The sequence below is a fragment of the Gammaproteobacteria bacterium genome, from assembly GCA_015709635.1.
Lineage (GTDB): Bacteria > Pseudomonadota > Gammaproteobacteria > Burkholderiales > Nitrosomonadaceae > Nitrosomonas.
On sequence record CP054180.1, the window covers coordinates 2,951,738 to 2,975,689 of the forward strand.

Here is a 23,952-nt window from a genome sequence, read left to right on the forward strand (position 1 = left end):
ATACCGCTGAGATGACGGGTTAGTTGCTCATACGGCCGCATAGCGGTTAACCAGGCTTTCTATCCGGTTGTTTGGATTACAGGGAGTGATATACACTGCGATTCTGCACGTCGGCTGCCGGAATGGTTGATAGTTTTACACGCTCGTTCCACAGGACGCTTGGCGCCAATACGAATGCTCAGGAGAGAATTCTGAAGAATTACCGGTATTTTAATTATTTTTCGTGGATCCACATGTCAATGAAGTTTTTTACTTTTATCTTGTTAACGATGATTTCCGGTCTGGCAAGTGCTGTCGAGCCAACATCATCCGGAATACCCGATACCCTGGAAGAGCGGATAAAGCCCTGCATCATCTGCCATAGAGATGCTGATCTAATAGACCGGGATGCCTATTTCCCGCGTATTGCGGGCAAACCGGCTGGCTATCTCTATAATCAGCTGCGTAATTTTCGTGATGGGCGGCGCTATTATCAGCCGATGGCCATTTTGCTCGAAAACATGTCGGATGAATACATGCGGGAAATCGCCGAGTATTTTGCTGCCCAGCCTTACGCTCATCTGGAACCGGTAGTGCCTGCCTTGTCATCTGCTGAAACAAAATCCGTGGAAACACTGATGTATTCTGGCGACCCTGAACGCGATCTTCCGGCCTGCAGCGCTTGTCATGGCGAAAAGTTGATGGGCCTGCAACCGGCAATTCCCGGCCTGCTGGGCTTGCCGCACGCTTATCTGGCTGCACAGTTCGGCGGCTGGCGCAATGGCGGGATCATGCGCGGCCAGATACCCGACTGCATGTCGGAAATAGCCAAAAAACTGACGCAGGAAGAAGTCAATGCGCTGGTGCTGTGGCTGCCCGGGCTGCCGGTATCGGGGCAATCCGCCGGAGCGGACGCGCTTACCCCGGAACTGGCGCAGCGCTGCCGGACTATTTTGTCCGGGAAGGAGATGGCACGATGAGAAATTCGAGCAGAGCAGGGTTTGCGGGCAAATGGCGGATCATCGCTTTTGTTACCGGCGGTTTGCTGTCCCTGGTGCAAATGGCATCGGCTCAGACGCCGGTCGATTCCGCTGCGGAACAGGTCCGGCGCGGAGAGTATCTTGCCCGGGCAGGCAACTGCATGGGGTGTCATACCACGCGCGGAGGCGAGCCTTATGCGGGCGGGCGCAAGCTGAATACGCCTTTCGGTCAATTCGTCACACCGAATATCACGCCGGATAACGAAACCGGAATCGGCCGCTGGAACGGCGAGGATTTCTGGCAAGCACTGCATTATGGCAAGTCAAAGGATGGCCGCTATTTGTACCCGGCTTTTCCGTATACCGAATATACCAAGGTTACCCGGCCGGACGCCGATGCGATCTTTGCCTATTTGCGTTCGCTGCCGCCCGTCGTACAGACCAATCTGCCGCACAAGATCAGTTCACCATACGATAATCAGTTTCTCCTGTTTCTTTGGCGAACCCGATACTTCAAGGAAGGTGTTTATCAGCCGGACAAATCAAAAAGCGACGAGTGGAACCGGGGTAATTATCTGGTTCAGGGGCTCGGGCACTGCACCGCCTGCCACACCTCCCGTAATGTATGGGGAGCGAGTCAGGACGATAAACTGTCCGGAGGTAAAATCATGGGCACCTACTGGTATGCCCCCTCTTTGGTATCCCCGCGGGAAGCCGGAGTGAGTGAATGGCCGATCGAGGACATTGTCGAGCTACTGTCCACCGGGATAAACGGCCATGCCGTGACTTCCGGCCCTATGGCAACGATTGTCCGGCAAAGTCTGCAGTATCTGTCGGACCATGATTTACGTTCGATGGCGGTTTACCTGCAATCCCTGGGCGAGAAGCAAGATAACGCCAAAACATCTCGAAAAGCCCGGAAAATGCCGGAACAGGTGCGCCAATATCTAGCCCTCGGGGAGCGGATATATAAAGAACACTGCCAGGACTGTCACGGCGAATCGGGACAAGGCGTACCGGGCATTTACCCCCCGCTGGCGAGAAACCGGAATGTAACCATGAGTTCCCCGCTGAACACCATCCGCAGCGTGCTGTACGGCGGGTATCCTCCTGCCACAGCCGGCAATCCGAGACCCTATGGCATGCCGCCCTATCAGCACTTCATTCGCGATCCTGAAATTGCCCAGGTGGTGTCTTACATAAGGAATGCATGGGGAAATCTTGGCAGCCTGGTAAGTCCGGAAGATGTCGATAACAGCCGGGGAAGCGAATTCTGAGTCGCTGCGGTTCTTCTGGAGATTTCTTAGTTTGGGTTAGCAGGCCGCATCGTCTCGGCGCTGGAAGGCGGAATAGCTACACCCAGAATCAGGAATCAATCAGGAATCACACTGATGGTTAATGTACGCTTGTAGGCGATACCGCAGGTCCAGTCAGTGCAATAAAAAATCACTTTGATCGACTATGAGATGATTTTCTTATCGGATTTTACCCTGCTCAAGTACCCTGCAAAACCAAAAAATATCAGACTCAATGTAGCAAAAACTTGAATATATACAGAGCACCTTAGAAGAAATATCCAAGATGTTGAATCATTTGAGAGAATGCAACATTGAGTGAGTGAATCTATAGCACCTGACAGATTGGTGAGTGTACCTACAAATAGTGAAATTAAGACTGGCTCAAATATTGTTAGCATATCGCATGAAAAAGCAGAATAAAACGCAGAGGAATAAATAAATATTTCAAAATAGCTTCTAATTGCCAACTTCATTCTCGCATGATTATCAAGAGATGATGCACTCTCAGAAGTGAGTATGTCTTTACTAAAGGCGATCGTAATTTCAAAACTTCTTGATATGTAACGCCACATAACAAATGCCTTAAATAGATCTAATAGCAAATTATTTGCTTGAAGAAATAATGTTATGCAAAGCAGAAAGAAGCTGAGAATTAAATTCCAGCAATTGGAAGCTTTAATAAATTTAGCTAATTCTCTCTTGCGGCGAATCTTTCCATACGGGAACTCTTTTTTAATTAATTCTTTACAATTTCCAGAAACCAATAGACCCGGACTGAGAATGGTAATAGGCCGCCAGATATTAAGATAATAATCACTGAAAGGCGGAGAAATTTTTGAAGTGCATTTCATTACCCATTCTCTGAATAAAAGTTCAACGAAAATATAAATCAGAAATGAGAGAAGTAATGTCGACAGATAGGAATCCATAAAACCTAGTAGGATTGTAAAAAGGATGACCCTAGAAATCTATTCAAAATTAGTCATGGCACATTATGTGACAACAACAATCCCCTGCAACTCCTGGAACAGCAACCGGAAGCTCTTCGGTGGTTTTTCAGCCGCTTTTTCCTTTTGCGCATTGCGGATCAGTAGCCGCAGGCGCTGCAAGTCGGCTTGCGGGTATTGCTTGGCGAATTCGGTGAGCGCGCGCTCATCGCTTAGTAAGCGTTCGCGCCAGCGTTCCAGTTGATGCAGCCGGGCGGTTTGGTGTTTGGAGGTTTGTTGCCAGGAATCGAGTTTTTGCTGGATCGGCAGTGCGTCGATTTCGCGCATCAGGCGGCCGATGTATTGCAGTTGCCGCCGGCGCGCGCCGTGTTTCTGCATCGGCCGGGCAAGCGCGATGGCGTCGACTAAAATTTCCGGCAGATCGAATTCGGCCAGTTTTTTCGCATCCAGTTCCACCAGCTGCTCGCCGATGGCCTGCAAGGCGTGCATGTCTTTTTTGCGCTGCGTTTTACTTGGTTCGATTTCTTCGTTGTCGTCGTATTCCGGTTCTTTTTGCACGGTAACCTGTGTAATGCAGTGTGAATAAGCTGTTATCATAGCTTCCTCGTTTGAAATCCGCTTATATTTTCATCCCGATTGCACGACATGAATAATTTGACCGTTTCCGATACCCGATTTTCCTATTCCATCAGCACGCTGCAGCAAATCGCCCGCGATATTCTGCAACATGCTCAAAAAGGCGGCGCCAGCGCCTGCGAAACCAATGTTTCCGACGGCTTCGGCCAGACCGTCACAGTGCGGCGGAATGCAGTGGAAACGATCGAATACAATCGCGACAAAGGACTGTCCGTGACGGTGTATATCGGGCAAAAGCGTGGCAATGCCAGCACATCGGATTTCTCGCCGCAGGCGATCAGCGACACGGTGGCAGCGGCGCTGTCGATTGCGCGCTATACCGCGGACGACGATTGCGCCGGACTGGCGGAAGCGGAACTGCTGGCAAAAAGCTATCCCAGCCCGGATTTATATTACCCTTGGCAAATCAGCGTCGAAGAAGCGATTGAATTGGCGAAAAGCTGCGAGCAAGCGGCTTTTACGGCGGACAAGCGTATCACCAATTCCGAAGGCGCGACGATTTCCGTCAGCGAATCGCAGTTTATTTATGCCAACAGCCTGGGGTTCATGGGCGGCTACCCGTTGTCGCGCCACAGCATCAGTTGCGCCATGATCGCCGAGCAAGGCGACAGCAAACAGCGCGATTACTGGTACAGCGTGGCACGCGACGCCGCCGACTTGGAAACGGTGCGAAGCATCGGGGAAAAAGCGGGCAAACGCAGCGCAGCGCGCTTGGGTGCAAGAAAAATCGATACCCGCGAAGTCCCGGTTCTGTTTGAAGCGCCGATTGCTTCTGGTTTGATCGGGCATTTTGCCAGCGCGGTGAGCGGCGGCAGTTTATACCGCAAATCCTCTTTCCTGCTGGATAGCATCGGACAGTCGGTTTTTGCGCCGAATATCCAAATTCTGGAACGCCCGCATCTGCACAAAGGATTGGCGAGCGGCCCGTTTGACGACGACGGCGTCGCCACCGTCGATCGCAATGTAGTGGAAAACGGCGTCGTGCAAGGCTACTTTCTGGGCAGCTATTCCGCACGCAAACTCGGCATGCGTACCACCGGTAATGCGGGCGGCGCGCACAACCTGATCATGCAAAACGGCGCGGCGATCAGCTTCGATGCTCTGCTGAAACAAATGGGCACCGGCCTGCTGGTCACCGAATTACTCGGTCATGGCATTAATGCCGTCACCGGCGATTATTCGCGCGGCGCTTCCGGCTTCTGGGTGGAAAACGGCGCCATCAGCCATCCGGTGGAAGAAATCACCATCGCCGGCAACCTGAAGGATATGTTTCAGGGCATCGCGGCCATCGGCAACGATGTCATAGTGCGCGGATCGAAACAGTGTGGCTCGGTATTGATCAACCGCATGACAGTCGCGGGCGGTTAAGGTAGTGTCCGGAAGGTAAAAGGCATTCGCCTGTTAGCGTTTTTTCAGCAAAAAAACGAACTCCTGCCCGATTTCAGATAACGATAACAACTCATTTCCAGTTTGTTCGGCAAAAACCTGAAAATCGATCACGGAACCCGGATCGGTGGCGACGATTTTCAAGATTTGTCCGCTGACCATCCCAGCCAGCGATTGTTTGGTGCGTAAAATGGGCAGCGGGCAATTCAGGCCGCGCGCATCCAGTTCTTTATCTACTTTCTGCATTTCTCAGTCGCATCAATTTTTGGCGCAATACTATACTGCCTGTAACGCCAAATTCAAAGCCAATCCGGCAGAATAAAACACGGAATTGAGTTCGGTTAGCTATCGAGATTTCTTGGTGTTTCCTGTTCTTTGCTCGGCGGAGCCATTTCTCCCGGGTTTGCTGGCGCAGTATAAAGAAACGAGACCCACCATCGTGCGATAACGCGCCGTTTCTCGAACCGGATCGAACCCGGCATCCGCCATAAAAACCGGCAACAGGCCGAGAATGTGATCGTGAATTTCTTCAAACCAGCGCATGACACACGAGATCAGCCACATAGCGGCATCGTGCGGTACGCCGAAATCCGCCACATGCAACTCGCCCCCGGGTTTCAGCACACGAAATACTTCCCGCAACATGTGCTGTTTATCCTGGCGGGTCAAATGATGCAGCATCAAACTGGCAAACACACGATCGAAACTTTCATCCGGATAGGGAAGGCAAGCCGCCGACCCTAGTTGCAGAAAGACGGTTGCTCCCGTTTTCCCGGCTTTTTCCTGCGCGATGTGCAATGCCTGGAAATCCATATCCAATCCATAAACGGTGGCATCTGGCACAGTTTGTTTGATCAGCAGCGTCAGCGTACCGGTACCGCAGCCCGCATCCAAAACAGCCTGGCCCGCCTGGATATGCGCTTGCGCGATCAGCGCTGCTTTGATTCCAGACTCGGGAAACAGCCACCGCATCATGGGATCGTACCAGCGCGTCAACCAGTGAAAATGAAACGCCGGAATGAAATGTGGCTGCTTTTTCATGCAATAGGAATCATGATCCTTAGATACTCTCGTTAAGCTACCCGGTCAGATTGCGGATGCTAAAAAGTATCAACTACTTCGAGACGAATTCCACTGTATTAAGGTCGACTTGGATCTTGATTTGGTTATTCACCTGCTCCAAAGCATCGCTCAACCGGCTCTTGATGCGGCCTTCATGCGCCGTATGCACGATAAATTTGTCGTCTTCACTCGGTTTTTGCGCAAGAAAATCATCCAGATCCATGCCGGGCTCAAACGCACCGCCTGCCCATTTCAAGGCATCCACGCAACGACGGAAGATCTTGGGATAAATGAGCGAACCTTGCTCGGGTCCGAGATCATCCAGCGTTGTCACAGAGAATTGGCCTGTTTTGTCGAGCTTCCAGATTCCGCGCCGGGCGGTTTTGGCTTTTTTATAGGCCGCGATAAGATTTGTCTTGGTCTCCAAAGCAAGACCGCCCGAGTAAAATCCGAGATAAGCTAAACCTGATTCGACTGCGTAATAGTTGTAGGTTTTCTTGAGTAATGCTTGCGTCAGTTTTGTTTCGGCGCCGTCCTCTAATCCGGAATCGAGCAGCACAAACGCGATCGGCCTGCCATGCCCTTCAAAACCGTCGGTCAATATCTCCGCACGTTTTACCCAATGGAAGCCAGCCGGTGCAATATCCCAATCCCATTCTTTGGGATTCTCCCCCAGCCATTTCAACAAACCGTTCCGGCTTTCTCGGCCATGAGGCTGCGCGGCTCCGCCGTAATGTAACTCGGGTGTATCGATGGCTTGAAAACGAAGCTGGTAGCTTTCGGTGCCATTGGCTTCGCTCGGTTCCGAATACCGGGGGAGGTCCGAAAACAGGGACATATCATCCGCGATAAAGCGCATACTGTCTCCATCCGGGGATTGGCGATGCATTACAGCGAGTTGCCCTTTGATCAGTTTGTAATAGCCTAATGACATTGTTTTCTCCTTATCAGCAGTTTTACAGCGAGTTCGGAATTACACGCCCTTTCTATTCGAAGCAAAGGAATCGACGGATCGATTTGACTATTATAATCAGCTTGTTTAAAACCACCAGGAAAATGATCAGCGCGAAAATTGCCGTACAGGCTGATTACCCGGCTAGAAACGCGTTGCAGCGATGCGGGCTGCCATTAAGTTAATACCCAGGCCTGCAATGATTAAAGCGGTAGCCATAACTTTCCAAGAATGGATGGGCTCACCCAAAACCATTGCCGAACTCGCAAACCCGAACACCGGCACAAGAAGCGAAAACGGAGCTACTGTCGCAGCCGGATAATGACTCATTAACCAGTTCCACGCCGCAAAGCCCAGCAGGGTAACCGGATACGCATTGTAGCTAATGGCGGCGGCAGAGCGCCAGGTGAGCCCGGATAAGCCTTCGAGATCCCAGAAGTATTGTTCAAAGATGAACGACACCAGCAAAAGGGGTGGCCATGCTACGAAACTTCCCCAAATAACCAGCGCCAGCATATCGATTTTGCCAAGCCGTTTGACAATCAGATTGCCCGCGCCCCACGACGCCGCTGCTGCAATGATCAGGCCCATGCCCAACGCTGAGATATCACCGCCCAGATTGGCTGCGACCAGCCCGATACCGGAGAATGAAATAATCGCCCCGGCGATCTGCCAAACAGATGGCTTTTCATGCAAAAACACGACCGCCAGTAAAATGGTAAAAAATACCTGAACTTGCAGCAGCAACGAAGCGAGACCCGCTGTTGCTCCCGCAGCCATGCCAAAAAATAGCAACGTGAACTGCAGCGCGAACATGACAAACCCAAAAGCCGCCACTTGCCGGAAAGCGATATTAGGCCGCCGGATGAAAAAGACCGCCGGGAACGCCGCAAAAAAGAACCGCAACGCGCACAGCAGAATCGGCGGCAACTCATCAAGCCCTGCCTTGATCATGACGAAATTGAATCCCCAGATCACCGCCACCGCGATGGCCAGTGCAATGTGCTGCAGGTGCATTATTTTCTGTACTTAGAGTAAGTTAAATTCCCGGAATCATAAGTCATCATGGTATCCGGCGTATTTGATAAGAATACTTGAAATCTCAATAGATTCCATTACAAGAATATTGCCATTCTGTTTCCTATAAAATACAATTTACCAATGAAATACGAACTATCAACGACAGGAATATTTGACGAATGGTTTCAGAAGCTGGATCACACAACACGAAACAAGCTGCTCGCGCGTTTTGCTCGAATCGAAAATGGCAATTTTGGTGATTACAAAATCATCAAGAATAATCTGTTTGAACTGCGCTGTTTCTTCGATGGCGGTATCAGGATTTATTACACAATTCACGATGATCGCGTGATCTTGCTACTGTCTGGCGGTAACAAAAGCAGCCAAACCAAAGATATTGAAAAAGCCGGAATAATCCTTGAAATGCTTGGAGATTAACCAATGACCGTTAAAATCAAAAAACTCGACATTGCAACCCACCTTGAAACCGATGAAGACATCCGTGAATTTCTGCGAGAGGTTGCGAAGACGGGCGACACATCCGACTTGATACACGCCCTAAACACCGCCGCACGCGCCAAAGGCATGACCGAAATAGCCAAGCAGGTTGGTGTAACGCGAGCAAGTCTATACAAATCCCTGTCGGAAGACGGCAACCCGGAATTCGAAACCATCGCCAAGATTGTTGAAGCACTGGGGTGCAAGTTGGTAGTTTCTTGAGTGTTGTGATTCGAGGCTTGGGAGGGCTGTTAATTGTACGGCTTGATCCTATGATCTATTCTAGTCATGTTTACAAGGCAACCGATAATGGATCCAAAGCTTTTGGCGGTATTTATAGGTATAGTTTCTGGCGCAGTAGGCTATTGGTTTACCACATTCTCTATTCAGCCAATCCTAAGATATAAAAATATCAGAAACCAAGTTCTGATGGATTTTATTTACTATGCCCAGGTGGTTAATGCGGATGATCTAAATGAGGAAATGAAAGCCTTGTATCGAGAGCGCATTCTTGCTAATAGAAAATCCTCCGCACAATTAACGGCCGCCATCCTGGAATTACCATGGTGGTATTTACAGTGGCTAAGCTTGAAAGGACAAGCTCCTAGAGAGGCCGCAAGAAAACTGATTGGATACTCCAATACCACAAATTGGGGTGATGCCCATGATATTGAAGATTTTATTCGACGAAAACTTGGGCTACCAGAGCAAACGTAACACATCGTTCCAGTCAGTGTCCGAAGAAAAAGGACTAGTATCGTATTTTGTATAACTGCATATAACAGTGTCTCCCTTACAATTTATCTCCATCCACACTAACGCATAACCCTCGGTGGATGGCGCTACGCTTATCCACCCTACTGTTTATTGTCATTTACTGCCATCCGTCGCAATGGAATTTCCTTCACCACCGCATACACCGCCGGGAAAATAATCAGTGTCAGGATCGTCGCGGAAACCATGCCGCCGACCATCGGGGCGGCGATGCGGCGCATGATTTCGGAGCCGGTGCCGGTGCTGAACATGACCGGCAGCAGGCCGATGACGCTGCCGGCGATGGTCATCATGACCGGGCGAATGCGGTACACTGCGCCTTGCACCACGGCATCGTACAAATCCGCAATCATCACTTTTTCCGCCATCGCTTTGCGTTGCTGGGTAATCGTGGTTAGCGATTGATCGATGAAGGCCAGCATTACCATGCCGGATTCGGCGGCGATGCCGATCAGGCCAATGAAACCGACCACCGCAGCGATGCTTAAGTTGTAATCAAGCCAACACATTAGCCAGATGCCGCCGACCAGCGAAAATGGCACCGACAGCATCACGATCAGTGTCTCGGTCAGGCGGCCGAAGTTCAGATACACCAGCAAAAACACCATCAGAATGGTCAGCGGCACCACCAGCTTCAGTTTCTCGGCAGCACGCTCCATGTATTCGAATTGTCCACTCCAAGTCGCATAGTATCCGGAGGGAAATTGCACTTGATCGCGCACGGCCTGTTGCGCATCGGCAATATAACCACCGATGTCGCGGTCGCGGATGTCGACGAAGATGTAGGCGGACAGCAGCGCATTCTCTGTACGGATACTCGGCGGCCCTTGCACCAGTTTGACTTGCGCCAATTGTCCGAGCGGAATCATGGTGCCGCCCATTGCGGGTACCAGCACTTGCGTGGCAATGGCTTGCGGGTCGCTGCGCAGTTCGCGAGGATAACGGATGGCAACATCGAAACGCTCGCGGCCTTCTACCGTAGTGGTTATGACAGCCCCGCCCAGCGCTACCGAAATGACTTCGAGCAGATCGCCGACCGCCAAGCCGTAACGCGCCAATGCCAGACGATCCGGTTCGATGTCCAGGTAATACCCGCCCGTGATGCGTTCGGCGTAGGCACTGGCGGTACCTGGTACGGTTTTTACGGCCGCTTCGATTTGTTTGGCGATGGTTTCGATTTCGTTCAAGTTACTGCCGAACACCTTGATTCCAACCGGCGTGCGGATGCCAGTCGCCAGCATATCGGTGCGGTTCTTGATCGGCATGGTCCAGGCGTTGGCGACACCGGGGATTTGCAACGCCCGGTCGAGTTCGGCAATCAAGGTGTCGATGGTCATGTCAGGACGCCATTCGCTTTCCGGTTTCAGATTGATGATCGTTTCGGTCATTTCCAGCGGCGCCGGATCGGTGGCGGTATCGGCGCGCCCCGCTTTGCCGAACACCGAAGCGACTTCGGGAAAGCTCATGATGATTTTGTTTTGCGTTTGCATCGTTTCCGCCGCCTTGGTCACCGAAATACCCGGCAATGTGACAGGCATGTATAACAGCGTGCCCTCGTTCAACGTTGGCATGAATTCGGTGCCCAGTTTCATCGCCGGATAGACGGTAGCGCCCAGCACACCCAGCGCAATCACCAGCACGGATTTTTTCCAGCGCATGACCCAGGCCACAACCGGTTGATACCAGCGGATCATCCAGCGGCCGAGCGGATTATCTTTTTCCTCAGGAATGCGGCCGCGGATCAACAGCAGAATCAGCACCGGAACCAGCGTGATGGACAACATGGCAGCACCAGCCATGGCGAACGTCTTGGTGTAGGCCAGCGGCTGAAACATGCGCCCTTCCTGCGCTTCCAGCGCGAATACCGGAAGAAACGAAACGGTGATGATCAACAGACTGAAGAACAGCGATGGTCCAACTTCCTGACACGCGGTAATCACCGCATTAGTACGAGATTCCCCGGGTCTTAACCGTGCCAGGTGCTTGTGCGCGTTTTCCACCATGACAATGGCGGCATCGGTCATTTCCGCAATCGCCAGCGCGATCCCGGCAAGACTCATGATATTGGAATTGATACCGAGCTGCGTCATGGCGGTGAACGCGATCAATACCCCGACCGGTAGCATAATGATCGCAACCAGCGCGCTACGCACATGCATGAGGAATACCATGCAAACCAGCGCCACGATGACGATTTGCTCAACAAATACTTCTTTCAGCGTGGCAATGGCGCGGTGAATCAGCTCGGAGCGATTGTAAACCGATGTTACCGCAACATCCTGCGGCAAACCCGGTTTGATCTGATCGATCTTCGCTTCGAGATCGCCGATCACCTGCAACGCATTCTCGCCGTAGCGCGCCACCGCGACACCGGATACCGCTTCGCCTTCACCATTGAGCTCGGTGATGCCGCGCCGCTCCCCGGGAACCAGTTCGATGCGGGCAACGTCTCGCAACAATACCGGTTTGCCGATGTGCGCCCTGACTACTAGATTTTCCAGATCGCCGATACTTTTCAGATAGCCGCGGCCGCGCACCATGTATTCCGTTTCCGCCAGCTCGATGACACGTCCGCCCACGTCGCGGTTGCTGGCGGCGATGACTTCGGTGATGCGTTTCAACGGAATGTCATAAGCTTGAAGGCGGCGCGGATCGACCGTGATTTGGTAGTTTTTGACAAATCCGCCGACACTGGCGACTTCCGAAATTCCGTGCGTCGTGGTGAGTTGATAGCGCAAAAACCAATCCTGCAGGGTGCGCAGTTCATCTAAGGTGCGATCCTGGGCCGTCACGACGTATTGATAAATCCAGCCAACGCCGGTCGCATCGGGGCCGAGTGCGGGCCGCACATCGCGCGGTAGCTGGCTGGCGGCAAAATTCAGGTATTCCAGCACGCGCGATCGCGCCCAGTAAATGTCGGTGCCATCCGCAAAAATGACATAAATGAACGAAGCCCCAAACGCCGACAAGCCACGCACAACTTTTGCCCGTGGCACTGCCAGCATGGCGGTGGTGAGCGGGTAGGTGATCTGGTCTTCAACAACCTGCGGCGCCTGACCGGGATATTCCGTATAAATGATGACCTGCACATCGGAGAGATCCGGAATCGCATCGACCGGCATTTTCCATAAGGCATAAATACCGCTGCCAGCGATAAAAGCTGTGCCGAGCAGTACCAGAAAAACATTGCGGATCGACCATTCAATGATGTTCTTCAGCATACCGGCGTCTCCTAATGATCGTGAAAGGTATCTGCGGACTGGATGCGCACAATGACAAATTCGCCAGCGGATTCTTTTGCAATCTCAAAAAGGACTTTTTGACCGGGCTTGAATGAATTCAGCAAAGCCGGTTCTTGCACGCGGAAATCCATGGTCATCGCTGGCCATTGCAAACTTTCGATGGGGCCATGCGCAAGCGTAATGACCGCGTGCGTAAGGTCGATCGCCTCAATGCGGCCTTCCCCCCGGTACTGCACTCGCGCGGGCGACAAAATCGCTGAGCCGGATTCGATTTCCTGCTGATCGACGGGATAATAAGTGTCGTGACCAAAACTATTGAGCGCGCTTTTGAAATTGCTTTCTGCATCGATCAGGAAATTCGCCTTAACCACGACCGCTTCCCCTGCCCGGAGCCCGCCCAGCACTTCGGCATAACCGTCGGCATGCATGCCCAGCTTCACCGTGCGCGGCTCGAAGCGGCCGCCCCCCAGATCCACCAGAACCACCCGCCGGGTGCCGGTATCCAGCACGGCGGAATCCGGCACGGTCAACACTTTGTTTTTGGTGTGGAACGACGCGAATTCGACATGCGCATACATGGCGGGCTTGAGCATCCCATCGGGATTGGGAAGCTCAATGCGTACACTGGCGGTGCGTGTCTCCGGCGTAACAGCCGGATAAACGAAGGCTACTTTGCCGTTAAAAACCTTATCGGGGTAAGCGTCGATGCGGATCGTGACCCGTTGACCTGGATGAATCATGCCGAGATCCTGCTCGAACACATCGGCCAGCAACCATACCTTCGATAAGTCGGCGATTTCATAGAGTGTTTCTCCCGGCATGAAGCGTTGCCCGGATACCGCTTTCTTTGCCAGCACCACACCATTGGCTTGGGCGCGTAACGTCATGTATTGCTGCACTTGCTCGCTTTGTTGCAAGCGCCTTAACTCGGCTTCTGCAATATCCCAGTTGCGCAGTTTTTGCAGTGCGGCGGCAACCAGCCGCTGCATCGCGGCGCGTGTTTCCGTGTCAGCGGCGGCGACAGCTTGCAATCCTCTGGTTGCGATCAGATATTCCTGCTGGGCAGTCAGCAATTCGGGACTATAGACATCCATCAAGGCATCGCCTTTTTTGACCGCTTGCCCGGTGGCATCGACGTAAAGGCGGTGAATCCAGCCTTCAAATTTGGTTACGGCTGTATATTGTGTGCGTTCGTCGATCTGAATCGTCGCAACCGCCCGCACTGTACGCACCAGTTCACGCAGCATCGCAGCTTCGGTGCGCACCCCTAGCTTCTGCACTTTTTCCGTGCTGATGGTGACGGCATTTTGTTCCACAGACGGCTCATCGCCTTCGTAAACCGGCAAATAATCCATTCCCATTGGATCTTTTTTGGGAACTGGAGACGTGTCAGGCAAACCCATCGGGTTGCGGTAATAAAGCACTTTTTTTTCTTTACTGTCCGTCTGCACGGAAATTGTTGCGGTATCGATCCGCGACTGTGTTTTACCCCACCAGTAACCGGCAGTTAGCAAGGCCGTTACCGCAATTCCGGCTATGATCAATTTGATAATCATCTGCATGTGTGACTCCTTCATCGGTAACCGTTAGTGCTGTTTCTTGCCAACGAGAAAATCGATTTCCGCCAGCGCCTTGTTATAACTGGCCATCGCGGTAATAAGATTGGCTTCGTAATCAAACACGGTCATTTGGTTATCCAGCAAGGTTAGAAAATCAACCCGGCCGGCCTGGTAGGCGGATAGTGCGGATTCAACGGTTAGCTTGGCTTGCGGAAGGATAGCGGTTCGATAGAGCTTGACCGATTTCAGGCTTTGCTCGGCAATCGCGATTTGCTGCCGCAGTTTTGCGGTGATTTCATTCGTTTGCGCTTGATACAAGCTGACCGCTTGGTCGCGCAACGCTTCCGATTCGAGAATGCGCGGTTCGATTTTATTGCCGCGCCATACAGGCAGATTAACCGCCACCGTCATACTGACCATGTCGTCGCGCCGCGTGCCGTCCAGCATGTTGTCGCGCTGACCATACGATACACGGACATCCAGATCCGGGTAGTATGCTTTGCGCGCTAAAGCAACCGATTTTTCGTTACGCGCAATCAAGCTCTGCAGTGCTAGCAATTGCGGGCGTTCTGCCAGTGCATGTTGCTGCAATGTTTCCAGCGCTAAAGGAACTTCTTGCAGGTGCAGCGGCATTGGGATTGGCATTTTCTCCTTGGCGCTGCGCCCCAGCGCGCGAATCATCTCCGCTTCAAAAACCGGTTGTTCTCGCGCCAGACTCAGCAACCGGTCGAGCATTTTCGATAACTGTGTCTGCGCTTTCAGCACATCGGCCTGATTGCCTTGCCCGGCTTGATAACGCGCTTCGGCAGTGCGCAGAAAATGTTCAAGGGTTTGTTTATTTTTTTCAGCCAGCCGGATCATTTCCAGCGTAAGCCCGAGATCAAAGTAGGCTGTTTTGAGGTCATGCACGACGCGGTTAACCGTTTCGTGATAACCCTGCTCAATGGCTTCCGCATCTTTGCTGGCCACTTCCTTGCGCAGACCGCGTTTGCCCGGAAACGGCAAGCGCTGCGACAAGCCGATCATTTTCATCGTCATGTCCTCGCGGTGAAACGGTGAAGACGCCAAAGGCGCATTGATCACACCGGCTTCGAGCATGGGATCATCCAACGCCGCTGCCGGTGCTATGCGTTGCCGCGCGGCTTCGCGTTCTTGCTGAGCTGCCCGGATTTCCGGGTTATTCTGCAATACTTCTGCAATTAAGCCGGACAGCGGAGTTTCGTTGCGGGAACTGACTGATTGCGCCAATACCCCGCTGCCGGTTTTACTCGAAATGACTTCCTGTCCCTGTACTGCGGTTGTAATCATGACGGCCTGCAGCGCAACCATGATCATGCCAGCGCGGCTCACTGCCGCCTCCTGGCGGAATTCTGCCTTGATTGATGAATTTCAATAACCCATGAAAGGAACATGTTGCTCTCCTGATAGATAATCCAATCGGGCTCGCCGGTAATGAACGAGCCATGCAAATAGCTTTCCGGCATGCATCTGCTGCCTGGAACCACTTAGGCGCAGAGTGAGTACATGCGGTAGTTTTGCCTGCGTAACAGGCGGATTTCTACAGAGAGGTGATTAGCGGTGGACGTTGCGGTTGTTCCGGCACAAACGAGACGAAGCCGGAGCTCAATGGAGGAATGGCAAGCGCACGAGCCGGTAAAACCGGCACGGCATAGCTTGGAGGAATCGGGGTATTGCTGTAAGCATCACAAGCAGTATCATCGCACGGCAAATTTGCCAATACGTGATGGCTGGTATCGTCGGCCGTTTGCTTTTGACAGCCATCGTGATGATGACTGTCAATGGCGGGCGCTGATTTGTCAACATAACGGTTCGAGCTTTTTTCCTGCACGCAGACCGACAAAACCGCGGCGGCTGCACTTTGCATGGGCAGCCACACCATAAAAAAAACCAGCAGCCATTTGTAATAACGTACTTTCATATTTTTATTATAAACAATTCCCGGCTGTTGCGAAGAAAGAAAATCCTCAAAAACTCATGCTCCTCACCCAAGTTATTGACCGGAAGCAATCAACTTATGCAGTTGTTGGTCATATTGATTTGCTTTGAATTGATCGCCGGTTTCTTTGCCCGCTTGGGCCGCGCGAAGAATCGCATTACGGCGGTTGGGTGTGCGCTGCAGTGATGCTTCGAGTTCTTTCAATGCATCACCGGGCTGTTTCAATTCCAGCAGCAATTCACCGAGTAATTCCCGCGCAGGAATGATGGCGCCGGGTGTGACATTGTCTTTTTCAGTCGAATCTTCCAATTCGGCCGAAGCGCGCATGAATTTCACCGCTTCTTCCGCTTCGCCTTCCGCATAAGCAATCCAAGCCGCTACCGCCAGGCGCTGGATTTCGATTTGATCGGCGGTATAGTCTTTATTGTCCGCTCTATCGGAATTGCGCAAAACCTTCAGATGCTGCAAGCTGCGATGCGCGATATCCAATTTTCCGCTACGCGCGGCACCCAAACCGCGCGCAAAATGCGTGATGGCTTCGCACCAGGGGAATTGCTGCCACGGGAAATCCGCTGGCAATACCTCGAGTTTTGCTGCCTCACTCCACGCGCCGCGTTCAACCGCATAACGTGCCGGAATAGCGGCGTAGGCGTATGCCACGGTGGTATTCTGCGGTTGCGCTTTGTTAATGCTTTGCAGCTCGCGCAGAATCTCCTTGGCTTTTTCCGTTTCTCCGCTCTGCAGATAAGCGTACATCATGTAATCCATGAAGTGGAACTGCTGATCCCAGGTTCCGGGTAGCGCATTCTTCTGCGTGTGATCTTTTGCTGCATGATAGGCCGCCAGATTGGATTGCGCCGCGTCATGCCATAGCCCCAGCCGGATAAAAATGTGCGAAGGCATATGTAGTGCGTGCGGAACTGCCGGCGCAATGTGCGTATAGGCACGCGCTGCGCTCAATCCAAGCCCGGCCAGTTCGGGATAATCGCTGCTGTGAATGATGTAGTGCGCAACGCCAGGGTGGTGCGGCTCAAGTTCCAGCACTTGTTGCAATAGCTGCAATGCTTTTTTCTGATTGGCGTAGGTCTTGTCCTTGGGCGAGGCTGTGGAAATCAGTGCCAGAGCATAGAACACCGCAGCTTCACGGTCGTCAGAATTGTGTTTCACGACTTGCTCCATCGCTTTCTGATATGCCAGCTTTCTGGCAGAAAAATCCACTTTGCCGTTATCCGGGTACAAGGTGTCTGCAGCATTGAGGTAGGCTTTCTCACGATTTGTCTTGATCGCCAGCTTTTTGGCTTGCCGCAGCGCTTCATGTCCTTTTTGCAGTTCCGCTGCGGTCGGGGGTGTGGCCCACAACTGATAATAAAGGCTCATCGCAATGCCCCAATACCCCATCGCGCAAGCCGGATCGGTAACGGTCACTTGCTGAAATGTCTTTCCGGCCTCGTCGTACCAGAACGAATGCAGCATCGCGACCGCTTGATTGAATTGTGCTTGCGCGGCAGGTGTGCAGGAAACCGGGAAATGCACTTTACCGAGTTTTTCCTGGTCGGCACTGGTTGCATGATGATGGTCGCCATCCGCGAAAACCGGTCCGGTTAATAACAAGATTGCCAGGGCAAAAAATTGTTTGAGTGTCGTCATCGTGAATCTCCTAAGGAAGCTCTGAAAAAGGTAGCGAGCGATGGTCAGGCACGGCGAAATCAGGTAAAAAAGCGCAGTAGTTTTTCAGAGCTTCCCTAATCGTGTGATCGATTATTGGATCGCATCGTCGCCGGCCGTGCATTGCCTAATTGGAAGCAATCGCGCAGGCATTAACGCAATTAGTTGCGCATTGCCACGGCGACAGCAACTTCTTGATTTGTGTTGTGTTGTGCTGAAACCAGCTGTCCGCACACAATCAACCAGCGGTTTAGCGGAAAAGCGGCTACACCGGTGATTATTAAGCGATCGATCTTGATAATACGAATGGTTTTTCATTTTGACTCCTGAGTCCTTTGTTAAAAGAGTCTTGATACTAGACCTTGCCATCGTTGGAAGGTCAAGCATCTATTTGCAATCCATTCGCAGCGGTTTGTTGCATGGAAAAAGATACTCCATTACAATAATTGCAACATTGTTGCATTTATTTGTATATGTCCAATCAGTTTTATCACACCGCAGAAGATATGATCCGGCACAACAGCGGCAAGGTAACCGCGGGCAGGGTCGGCATTCTGGCTCTTTTACTTGCCGAACAGCAAGCGATTACGCACCGGGAAATCGAGCAGCGCCTGCCGCAAACCTTGCAATTGGATCGTGTGACTTTGTATCGCGTGTTGGAATGGCTCGCCGGAAAAGAATTGATCCACAAAGTAAGCAGCGACGACCGGGTGTGGCGTTATCATGCCAACCGCGATGTGCACTCGCACCAGCACGCACATTTTAAATGTACCGGCTGCGCGCAAGTGATTTGCCTGGATACGTTGCCTGCGGAGCGCAATTGGCCGTTACCGACCGGTTACCGCTTCCAGGAAATCGAACTGACAGTGAAAGGTCTTTGCGCCAACTGCTGCTGACTATGATACGCAAAAGCTTATTTCTCTTTCTGACGCTTGCATTATTGGCTGTGCCGGTCTTTTTGATGGCGCACGCATTCACGCATTATGCGCAAGCCGATGTGCTTGAAAGTGTCGAAAGTGAGAATGATGCCGGCGTGGATCTGGATGAGATTTGCTTCGATTGTGTTGCACTGACCGCGCTCAATTTTATTTTAATCGCTTCGGGATTACGTCTATGTAATTCGACAACCCGCCGCCATTTGTCATTCTTCACATCGGTACATCATGCCGATAAGGCGGCTCTTCCCTATTTCTCCCGCGCACCGCCGTTTCAGCTTCCCTAATTCTGCAAAACGTTGATCCAGGTCTGACTTCATCATCGAACAATCGATAGATTGTTTCGATTTGTGCTGTTTGCCTGCGATTGATCAGTCCATGCGTGCAACTGGGTTGCACGGCAACACCCTATCGGATTAGGAAGGCTATATGGATTATTCTGGTCATGAATTAAACAACACCGGAGGGCTGCGCAATGGCATGCAATTTAAACCAGCGGCCGCCACGTTGCTGCTATTGCTGCTGGACATACCGGATAGTCACGCGCAAACCGCCAGCAAAGATGTCGAGTTGCCGGGAGTGGTAATTACCGTACCTACCGTCGACTCGGCCGAATCAGCCGGATTCAAAGCGGATACCGTCGTGCAAAGCGACCGTCTGCGGCGGAATCGCGCAACCAATCTTGGCGATACACTGTCGCACGAACTTGGTGTCTCTTCCAGCAGTTTTGGTCCCGGTGCTGGCCGCCCCATTATCCGGGGGCAGGATGGGCCTCGGGTACAAGTGCTGGAAAATGGCATTGGCACCGGGGATCTTTCCGTCATCAGCCCGGATCATGCGGTAGCGACGGAAACCCTCAGCGCCTCGCGTATCGAAATACTGCAAGGTCCGGCAACCTTGCTGTACGGCAGCGGTGTTTCCGGAGGCGCCGTGAATGTCATCAATGCGCGCATTCCGGATCGTTTGTTCAAGACATCGAAAGCCGATTTCGAAGGGCGTTACAATTCCGCACTGGAAGAACGTAGCGGGGCATTGAGCGCGTCCGGCAGTATGGGCAAAATGTCATGGAATCTGGAAGGTAACAAACGGCTTACCAATGATGTGCATATTCCCGGTCGCGCCAATTTAAATGATGCCAGCAGCGATGTCGGTTTTATCCGAAATAGCGCTATCGATACCAGCAATCTATCGGCTGGCGGTTCTTACGTCGGCGAGCGCGGATTTATCGGCGCTTCGGTGTCAAGATTGGACAATTTCTATGGTATTCCGGGACCGGAAGGGTCGAAAATCGATATGGGACAGACGCGATACGGCTTGGCCGGTGATCTGGATAATCCGCTCAAAGGTTTTGAACAGCTGAAAGTGCGCTTCAATTACAACGATTACCGGCATAAGGAATTGACCGAACACGATATCGGCACCCGCTTCAAAAACAGAGAGCTGGAGGGGCGCGCGGAATTGGTTCATGCGCCGCTAGCAAATTGGCAAGGTATCTTGGGTGTGCAACTGCAAAACCGTGACTTCTCCGCCAAAGGCGACGAAGCATTCGTGCCACCCAGTGTTTCACGGTCGGCCAGTATCTTCATGCTGGAAAAGCGCGATTGGCAACGCTGGCAGTTTGAAATGGGCGGGCGTTTTGAACATACCGCGCATAATCCGCAAGCTGCATTGCTGCAAACGCGTGACTTTAATCTCTACAGTGTTTCTGCCCGAAGCGTATGGAAATTTATTGAAGGTTACCAACTGAACTTAACCGCCACGCGCGGACAACGCGCGCCCAATACCGTCGCACTCTTTGCCAATGGCTTTCATGTGGCTACCAATACCTTTGAGCAAGGAAACCAGATGCTCGGCAAAGAAACCTCGAATAATTTCGATATTGCATTGCAAAAAACCTCAGGGGTGATCACGGGAAAAGTCAATTTGTTCTACAACCACGTCAACCATTATATTTTTCAAAAAAGCCGTGACAGCAATGGCGACGGGCTTGCGGATCGAGTTGATGCGGAAGGTGTTTTGGATACTCACGGCGCTTTTCTGGTGCAGGATTATGCGCAAACGAACGCAAAGTTTTACGGTCTGGAAGCCGAAGCAATTGCCGCACTTATACCTGATACGCTGAATGTGCGGCTATTCACCGATATCGTCTACGGCCGGTTGAAGGATAACGGTAATATCCCGCGCATAACGCCGCAACGTTTCGGCTTTGATCTCGATTTCAAAAAAAATGCCTGGTCAGGCAATCTCAACCTGACGCGAGTCGTGCGCCAGGATCGAGTTGCCGTACTGGAAACCGAAACGCCCGGCTATACCTTGATGAATGCCGAAATGGGGTATTACATGAAACTCACAAAATCGGTCAACTATACGCTTTTTCTGCAAGGCCGGAATTTGCTCGATAGCGATATGCGTGTGCATACTTCTTTCTTGAAAGACATTGCACCACTGCCGGGACGGGCCATTGTGGCGGGTGTCAGGGGCGCTTTTTAAAAAATCCTGTCGATAAAACCCGGCATCTGTTTTCAGTGCGCCTGCCCAAGACTTGAAAGTGCTTGCAAAATCACCCTTTAGTGCTAATCTGCGTTCCCAAGTGTTCCGGATTCTTTCATTCGATCAGTCAAAACAACATGACCAGATGGCTTAAGCACTTTCTTTTAGGCATTTTTATCGGTCTGTTAGGCGTCATCACCTATATGACACCTGCCGGTTTATGGCTGGAAGAAAGATTCGGCTTAAGCGCATTGTTTCATTTACGCGGCGCGATCAAAGCGCCCGCTGATGTTGTTGTCATCGCAATCGATCAGCCTTCGGCCACCCAGCTTAATCTATCATCTATTAAGCCGCGATTGTGGCCGCGGAACCTCCATGCGCGTTTGATCAATCAGCTGGCGGAAGCAGGTGCCAGTGCAATCATTTTTGATCTTATTTTTGATACACCGGGCGACATACCGGAACATGATGAGGAACTGGCCAATGCCATTAAAGCAGCGGGCAATATCGTATTGGTAGAGCGGCTGGATTATGAGGATTCCGCACTTCTGAATCAGCATGATAACGCAGCGCAGCACCACTACATCCGTGAGGGTGCCGCACAACTGCTGCCGCTTATTGCCGATGCGGCAAAAGCGCGTGCGCCTTTTACTTTGCCGAAAGCGGAAAGAGTTCATCATTATTGGACTTTTAAATCCAATGCCGGCGATATCGCGACGGTGCCCGTTGTGGTATTACAACTCTATGCCTCGGCGTTATATGGTGACTTTGTCCGTCTGCTCAATTCGGCAGAGCCTGAGCTTTCTGCTCAGTTACCTGCTCGCATCAGCGAAGAGACGGATATCGAAGATCTGACCCTGACGCTACGAAACATCTTTGTCAGCAGCCCGCTGTTGGCATCGCGGCTGAAAGAGGATCTGGATCGCGACAATCTTCTCAATCCGGAAGAAAAAAGAGTAATGCGTTCGTTGCTGGATCTATATTCCGGCGATCCAATCCGCTACCTGAATTTTTATGGCCCGCCGCGCAGTATAACAACCATTCCCTATTCTCAAGCATTGGCATTGGATGACGACAACCGGGATCATCCTTTTGAGCTGGAAAGTTTAAAAGGAAAAGTGGTTTTCGTCGGATTCTCGGGTGCCACCCAAGCGGAACAGGATATTGTCCGAGACGATTATCCAACAGTGTTTTCCAACCCCGATGGCCTTTACATCAGCGGTGTCGAGATTACCGCAACGGCTTTCGCTAATTTACTGGGAAACAGGCCGATCAGACCGCTGTCAGCAGCAGGCAGTTTAAGCATTTTGTTTCTGTTTGGCTTTGCCATAGGGATGTCAGCCCAATTCCTATCCATCCGGAAAACGATTGCTCTCAGTTTCCTTCTCGTCTTCATCTATGCCTTCATCGCCTACTCTTTCTTTAAAAATGCCATGATATGGCTGCCGCTCGTTATCCCGGTTTTGCTGGTTTTTTTTACTCTGATGCTGGCTTGGGCATTGAGAATTCTTACGCTTGAAGGGTTTATCGGTACATCCGGTCCGGACGATGAACTGGATGCCATTATCGAAAAGCACGGCGGTGTGTTTTCCGGTGCCTGTTTAACAACCGATATCGCAGGTTACACAACACTGTCCGAAACCATGAATCCTTCGGCCCTTGAGAAACTGATGACCGATTATCGCGCGGCATTAAGGAACCCTATTGCCCAGCATCATGGCAGAGTTATGGATACCACGGGAGATGCTTCTCTTTCCATTTGGATTAAAAAAACGGGTAATCCACGCGTGCCAAAGCTTTTAGGCTGGATCAAAAAAACACCCAGCTCCGTTGAGAAGCTTCGTGCCTGCAAGGCAGCACTTGATCTCAATGCTGCCATTACGCGTTTCAACAAACTGCATGATCCGTCACTGCCAACTAGAATTGGCTTGCATTTCGGCGATATGTCCTTAAACAAAAGCGATGGAACTTACCGCGCCACAGGCGATGTCGTCAACACAGCAAACAGAATTCAAAACGCTAATAAAATTTTTAAAACGCGAATTTTGCTATCGAGTGATGTAATCGAAGAATTGGATGATTTTCTGATACGCCCGTTGGGGAGCTTTGTCTTACCTGGAAGAATTAAACCGGTTGAACTGTTTGAGCTCGTTGCATACCAGCAATCCGCCAGTAAGCAGCAACTCTGGCTATGCGAAACCTTTGCACAGGCTTTAAATACTTACCAACTCATGAAATGGCATGAGGCCAGTGACTATCTTCACGATATCTTGAGCGTATTTCCTTCCGACGGCCCCACGCATTACTTTCTTTCATTGTGTGCAAAATATCAAAACAAACCTCCTGCGCCTCCCTGGCCTATTCTTACAATAGATAGCAAGTAATCCCCCAGCCGTTTACATAAAAAACAAAGTATTTGAGTGTCTGTGAGAAATATCACATACAAAAAACAGCCCAATCGATAAAATTTTCATTGGTTTTGATAAAAGTCATATTCCCCAGCTAGTTATAAGGTCGTCTGCTCCCTATAATTATTGCATGTAAAATAAGTCTCTGAATATCCAGTTTTATA

The 23,952-nt window shown here is 51.4% G+C and carries 21 protein-coding genes; 10 read left to right on the forward strand and 11 right to left on the reverse strand.

The genetic code is table 11. From position 1 onward, the window contains the following. Window positions 1-239 precede the first annotated feature (239 nt). Both HRU78_14020 and HRU78_14025 read left to right on the forward strand, forming a co-directional pair. Window positions 240-959 (forward strand): cytochrome c4, encoded by a 720-nt coding sequence (locus HRU78_14020; GenBank protein ID QOJ25072.1) that lies wholly within the window; start codon window positions 240-242, stop codon window positions 957-959. After that, on the forward strand, window positions 956-2,236 hold the full coding sequence (locus tag HRU78_14025; protein QOJ24626.1) for a cytochrome c: 1,281 nt from the start codon (window positions 956-958) through the stop codon (window positions 2,234-2,236). Before HRU78_14020 ends, HRU78_14025 begins: the two co-directional genes overlap by 4 nt. Window positions 2,237-2,418: 182 nt before the next feature. On the opposite strand, the gene HRU78_14030 is transcribed toward HRU78_14025, so the two are convergent. Together HRU78_14030 and HRU78_14035 are read right to left on the reverse strand one after the other, a co-directional pair. Continuing rightward, on the reverse strand, window positions 2,419-3,186 hold the full coding sequence (locus HRU78_14030) for a hypothetical protein (GenBank protein ID QOJ24627.1): 768 nt from the start codon (window positions 3,184-3,186) through the stop codon (window positions 2,419-2,421). Between the two features lie 63 nt (window positions 3,187-3,249). Further along, the gene (locus HRU78_14035) at window positions 3,250-3,801 is read right to left on the reverse strand and encodes a DUF615 domain-containing protein (protein ID QOJ24628.1); all 552 of its coding nucleotides are present in this window, start codon (window positions 3,799-3,801) and stop codon (window positions 3,250-3,252) included. A 48-nt stretch (window positions 3,802-3,849) separates the two neighbouring features. Here HRU78_14035 and pmbA point away from each other — a divergent pair, with 48 nt between their 5' ends. After that, window positions 3,850-5,208 (forward strand): metalloprotease PmbA, encoded by a 1,359-nt coding sequence (pmbA, locus tag HRU78_14040; protein QOJ24629.1) that lies wholly within the window; start codon window positions 3,850-3,852, stop codon window positions 5,206-5,208. Window positions 5,209-5,241: 33 nt separating this feature from the next. On the opposite strand, the gene HRU78_14045 is transcribed toward pmbA, so the two are convergent. The 4 genes from HRU78_14045 to HRU78_14060 form a co-directional block, all read right to left on the reverse strand. Next, a complete protein-coding gene (locus tag HRU78_14045) occupies window positions 5,242-5,472 on the reverse strand; it encodes a sulfurtransferase TusA family protein (GenBank protein ID QOJ24630.1) in 231 nt (76 codons plus the stop codon). 99 nt (window positions 5,473-5,571) lie between these two features. Then, window positions 5,572-6,267 (reverse strand): class I SAM-dependent methyltransferase, encoded by a 696-nt coding sequence (locus HRU78_14050; GenBank protein QOJ24631.1) that lies wholly within the window; start codon window positions 6,265-6,267, stop codon window positions 5,572-5,574. 73 nt (window positions 6,268-6,340) lie between these two features. Next, a complete protein-coding gene (locus HRU78_14055) occupies window positions 6,341-7,222 on the reverse strand; it encodes a hypothetical protein (GenBank protein QOJ24632.1) in 882 nt (293 codons plus the stop codon). Window positions 7,223-7,384: 162 nt separating this feature from the next. Beyond that, the gene (locus HRU78_14060; protein QOJ24633.1) at window positions 7,385-8,257 is read right to left on the reverse strand and encodes an EamA family transporter; all 873 of its coding nucleotides are present in this window, start codon (window positions 8,255-8,257) and stop codon (window positions 7,385-7,387) included. A 144-nt stretch (window positions 8,258-8,401) separates the two neighbouring features. Between HRU78_14060 and HRU78_14065 the strand changes: the two genes are divergently transcribed. The 3 genes from HRU78_14065 (at window position 8,402) to HRU78_14075 (ending at window position 9,475) form a co-directional block, all read left to right on the forward strand. Then, entirely contained in the window at window positions 8,402-8,698 is a 297-nt protein-coding gene (locus HRU78_14065; GenBank protein QOJ24634.1) for a type II toxin-antitoxin system RelE/ParE family toxin, read from the forward strand. A 3-nt stretch (window positions 8,699-8,701) separates the two neighbouring features. Continuing rightward, entirely contained in the window at window positions 8,702-8,980 is a 279-nt protein-coding gene (locus HRU78_14070; protein QOJ24635.1) for a putative addiction module antidote protein, read from the forward strand. 87 nt (window positions 8,981-9,067) lie between these two features. Continuing rightward, complete coding sequence (locus HRU78_14075) at window positions 9,068-9,475, forward strand: hypothetical protein (GenBank protein ID QOJ24636.1); 408 nt, start codon at window positions 9,068-9,070, stop codon at window positions 9,473-9,475. A 140-nt stretch (window positions 9,476-9,615) separates the two neighbouring features. On the opposite strand, the gene HRU78_14080 is transcribed toward HRU78_14075, so the two are convergent. The 5 genes from HRU78_14080 to HRU78_14100 all read right to left on the reverse strand — a co-directional run bounded on the left by HRU78_14080 (window position 9,616) and on the right by HRU78_14100 (window position 17,937). After that, complete coding sequence (locus tag HRU78_14080) at window positions 9,616-12,753, reverse strand: efflux RND transporter permease subunit (GenBank protein ID QOJ24637.1); 3,138 nt, start codon at window positions 12,751-12,753, stop codon at window positions 9,616-9,618. Between the two features lie 11 nt (window positions 12,754-12,764). Further along, window positions 12,765-14,336 carry an efflux RND transporter periplasmic adaptor subunit gene (locus HRU78_14085; protein ID QOJ24638.1) on the reverse strand — a complete coding sequence of 524 codons (1,572 nt, stop codon included), beginning with the start codon at window positions 14,334-14,336 and terminating at the stop codon, window positions 12,765-12,767. Window positions 14,337-14,360: 24 nt separating this feature from the next. Further along, entirely contained in the window at window positions 14,361-15,668 is a 1,308-nt protein-coding gene (locus HRU78_14090; GenBank protein ID QOJ25073.1) for a TolC family protein, read from the reverse strand. A gap of 223 nt (window positions 15,669-15,891) precedes the next feature. Further along, window positions 15,892-16,233: a hypothetical protein gene (locus tag HRU78_14095; GenBank protein QOJ25074.1), complete on the reverse strand. Its 342-nt coding sequence runs from the start codon at window positions 16,231-16,233 to the stop codon at window positions 15,892-15,894. A 111-nt stretch (window positions 16,234-16,344) separates the two neighbouring features. After that, the gene (locus HRU78_14100) at window positions 16,345-17,937 is read right to left on the reverse strand and encodes a hypothetical protein (GenBank protein ID QOJ24639.1); all 1,593 of its coding nucleotides are present in this window, start codon (window positions 17,935-17,937) and stop codon (window positions 16,345-16,347) included. Between the two features lie 491 nt (window positions 17,938-18,428). Between HRU78_14100 and HRU78_14105 the strand changes: the two genes are divergently transcribed. The 4 genes from HRU78_14105 to HRU78_14120 all read left to right on the forward strand — a co-directional run bounded on the left by HRU78_14105 (window position 18,429) and on the right by HRU78_14120 (window position 23,764). Then, window positions 18,429-18,851 carry a transcriptional repressor gene (locus tag HRU78_14105; protein ID QOJ24640.1) on the forward strand — a complete coding sequence of 141 codons (423 nt, stop codon included), beginning with the start codon at window positions 18,429-18,431 and terminating at the stop codon, window positions 18,849-18,851. A 2-nt stretch (window positions 18,852-18,853) separates the two neighbouring features. After that, on the forward strand, window positions 18,854-19,177 hold the full coding sequence (locus HRU78_14110) for a hypothetical protein (protein QOJ24641.1): 324 nt from the start codon (window positions 18,854-18,856) through the stop codon (window positions 19,175-19,177). Window positions 19,178-19,370: 193 nt separating this feature from the next. Next, window positions 19,371-21,380 carry a TonB-dependent receptor gene (locus HRU78_14115; GenBank protein QOJ25075.1) on the forward strand — a complete coding sequence of 670 codons (2,010 nt, stop codon included), beginning with the start codon at window positions 19,371-19,373 and terminating at the stop codon, window positions 21,378-21,380. 137 nt (window positions 21,381-21,517) lie between these two features. Beyond that, on the forward strand, window positions 21,518-23,764 hold the full coding sequence (locus tag HRU78_14120; protein ID QOJ24642.1) for a CHASE2 domain-containing protein: 2,247 nt from the start codon (window positions 21,518-21,520) through the stop codon (window positions 23,762-23,764). The last annotated feature ends 188 nt before the right edge of the window (window positions 23,765-23,952 follow it).

Bases quoted from the DNA above. Each gene is read 5' to 3' on its own strand.
- HRU78_14020 (QOJ25072.1), top strand. From the start codon at position 240: ATGAAGTTTTTTACTTTTATCTTGTTAACGATGATTTCCGGTCTGGCA.
- HRU78_14025 (QOJ24626.1), top strand. From the start codon at position 956: ATGAGAAATTCGAGCAGAGCAGGGTTTGCGGGCAAATGGCGGATCATC.
- HRU78_14030 (QOJ24627.1), bottom strand. From the start codon at position 3,186: ATGGATTCCTATCTGTCGACATTACTTCTCTCATTTCTGATTTATATT.
- HRU78_14035 (QOJ24628.1), bottom strand. From the start codon at position 3,801: ATGATAACAGCTTATTCACACTGCATTACACAGGTTACCGTGCAAAAA.
- pmbA (QOJ24629.1), top strand. From the start codon at position 3,850: ATGAATAATTTGACCGTTTCCGATACCCGATTTTCCTATTCCATCAGC.
- HRU78_14045 (QOJ24630.1), bottom strand. From the start codon at position 5,472: ATGCAGAAAGTAGATAAAGAACTGGATGCGCGCGGCCTGAATTGCCCG.
- HRU78_14050 (QOJ24631.1), bottom strand. From the start codon at position 6,267: ATGAAAAAGCAGCCACATTTCATTCCGGCGTTTCATTTTCACTGGTTG.
- HRU78_14055 (QOJ24632.1), bottom strand. From the start codon at position 7,222: ATGTCATTAGGCTATTACAAACTGATCAAAGGGCAACTCGCTGTAATG.
- HRU78_14060 (QOJ24633.1), bottom strand. From the start codon at position 8,257: ATGCACCTGCAGCACATTGCACTGGCCATCGCGGTGGCGGTGATCTGG.
- HRU78_14065 (QOJ24634.1), top strand. From the start codon at position 8,402: ATGAAATACGAACTATCAACGACAGGAATATTTGACGAATGGTTTCAG.
- HRU78_14070 (QOJ24635.1), top strand. From the start codon at position 8,702: ATGACCGTTAAAATCAAAAAACTCGACATTGCAACCCACCTTGAAACC.
- HRU78_14075 (QOJ24636.1), top strand. From the start codon at position 9,068: ATGGATCCAAAGCTTTTGGCGGTATTTATAGGTATAGTTTCTGGCGCA.
- HRU78_14080 (QOJ24637.1), bottom strand. From the start codon at position 12,753: ATGCTGAAGAACATCATTGAATGGTCGATCCGCAATGTTTTTCTGGTA.
- HRU78_14085 (QOJ24638.1), bottom strand. From the start codon at position 14,336: ATGCAGATGATTATCAAATTGATCATAGCCGGAATTGCGGTAACGGCC.
- HRU78_14090 (QOJ25073.1), bottom strand. From the start codon at position 15,668: ATGATCATGGTTGCGCTGCAGGCCGTCATGATTACAACCGCAGTACAG.
- HRU78_14095 (QOJ25074.1), bottom strand. From the start codon at position 16,233: ATGGTGTGGCTGCCCATGCAAAGTGCAGCCGCCGCGGTTTTGTCGGTC.
- HRU78_14100 (QOJ24639.1), bottom strand. From the start codon at position 17,937: ATGACGACACTCAAACAATTTTTTGCCCTGGCAATCTTGTTATTAACC.
- HRU78_14105 (QOJ24640.1), top strand. From the start codon at position 18,429: ATGTCCAATCAGTTTTATCACACCGCAGAAGATATGATCCGGCACAAC.
- HRU78_14110 (QOJ24641.1), top strand. From the start codon at position 18,854: ATGATACGCAAAAGCTTATTTCTCTTTCTGACGCTTGCATTATTGGCT.
- HRU78_14115 (QOJ25075.1), top strand. From the start codon at position 19,371: ATGCAATTTAAACCAGCGGCCGCCACGTTGCTGCTATTGCTGCTGGAC.
- HRU78_14120 (QOJ24642.1), top strand. From the start codon at position 21,518: ATGACCAGATGGCTTAAGCACTTTCTTTTAGGCATTTTTATCGGTCTG.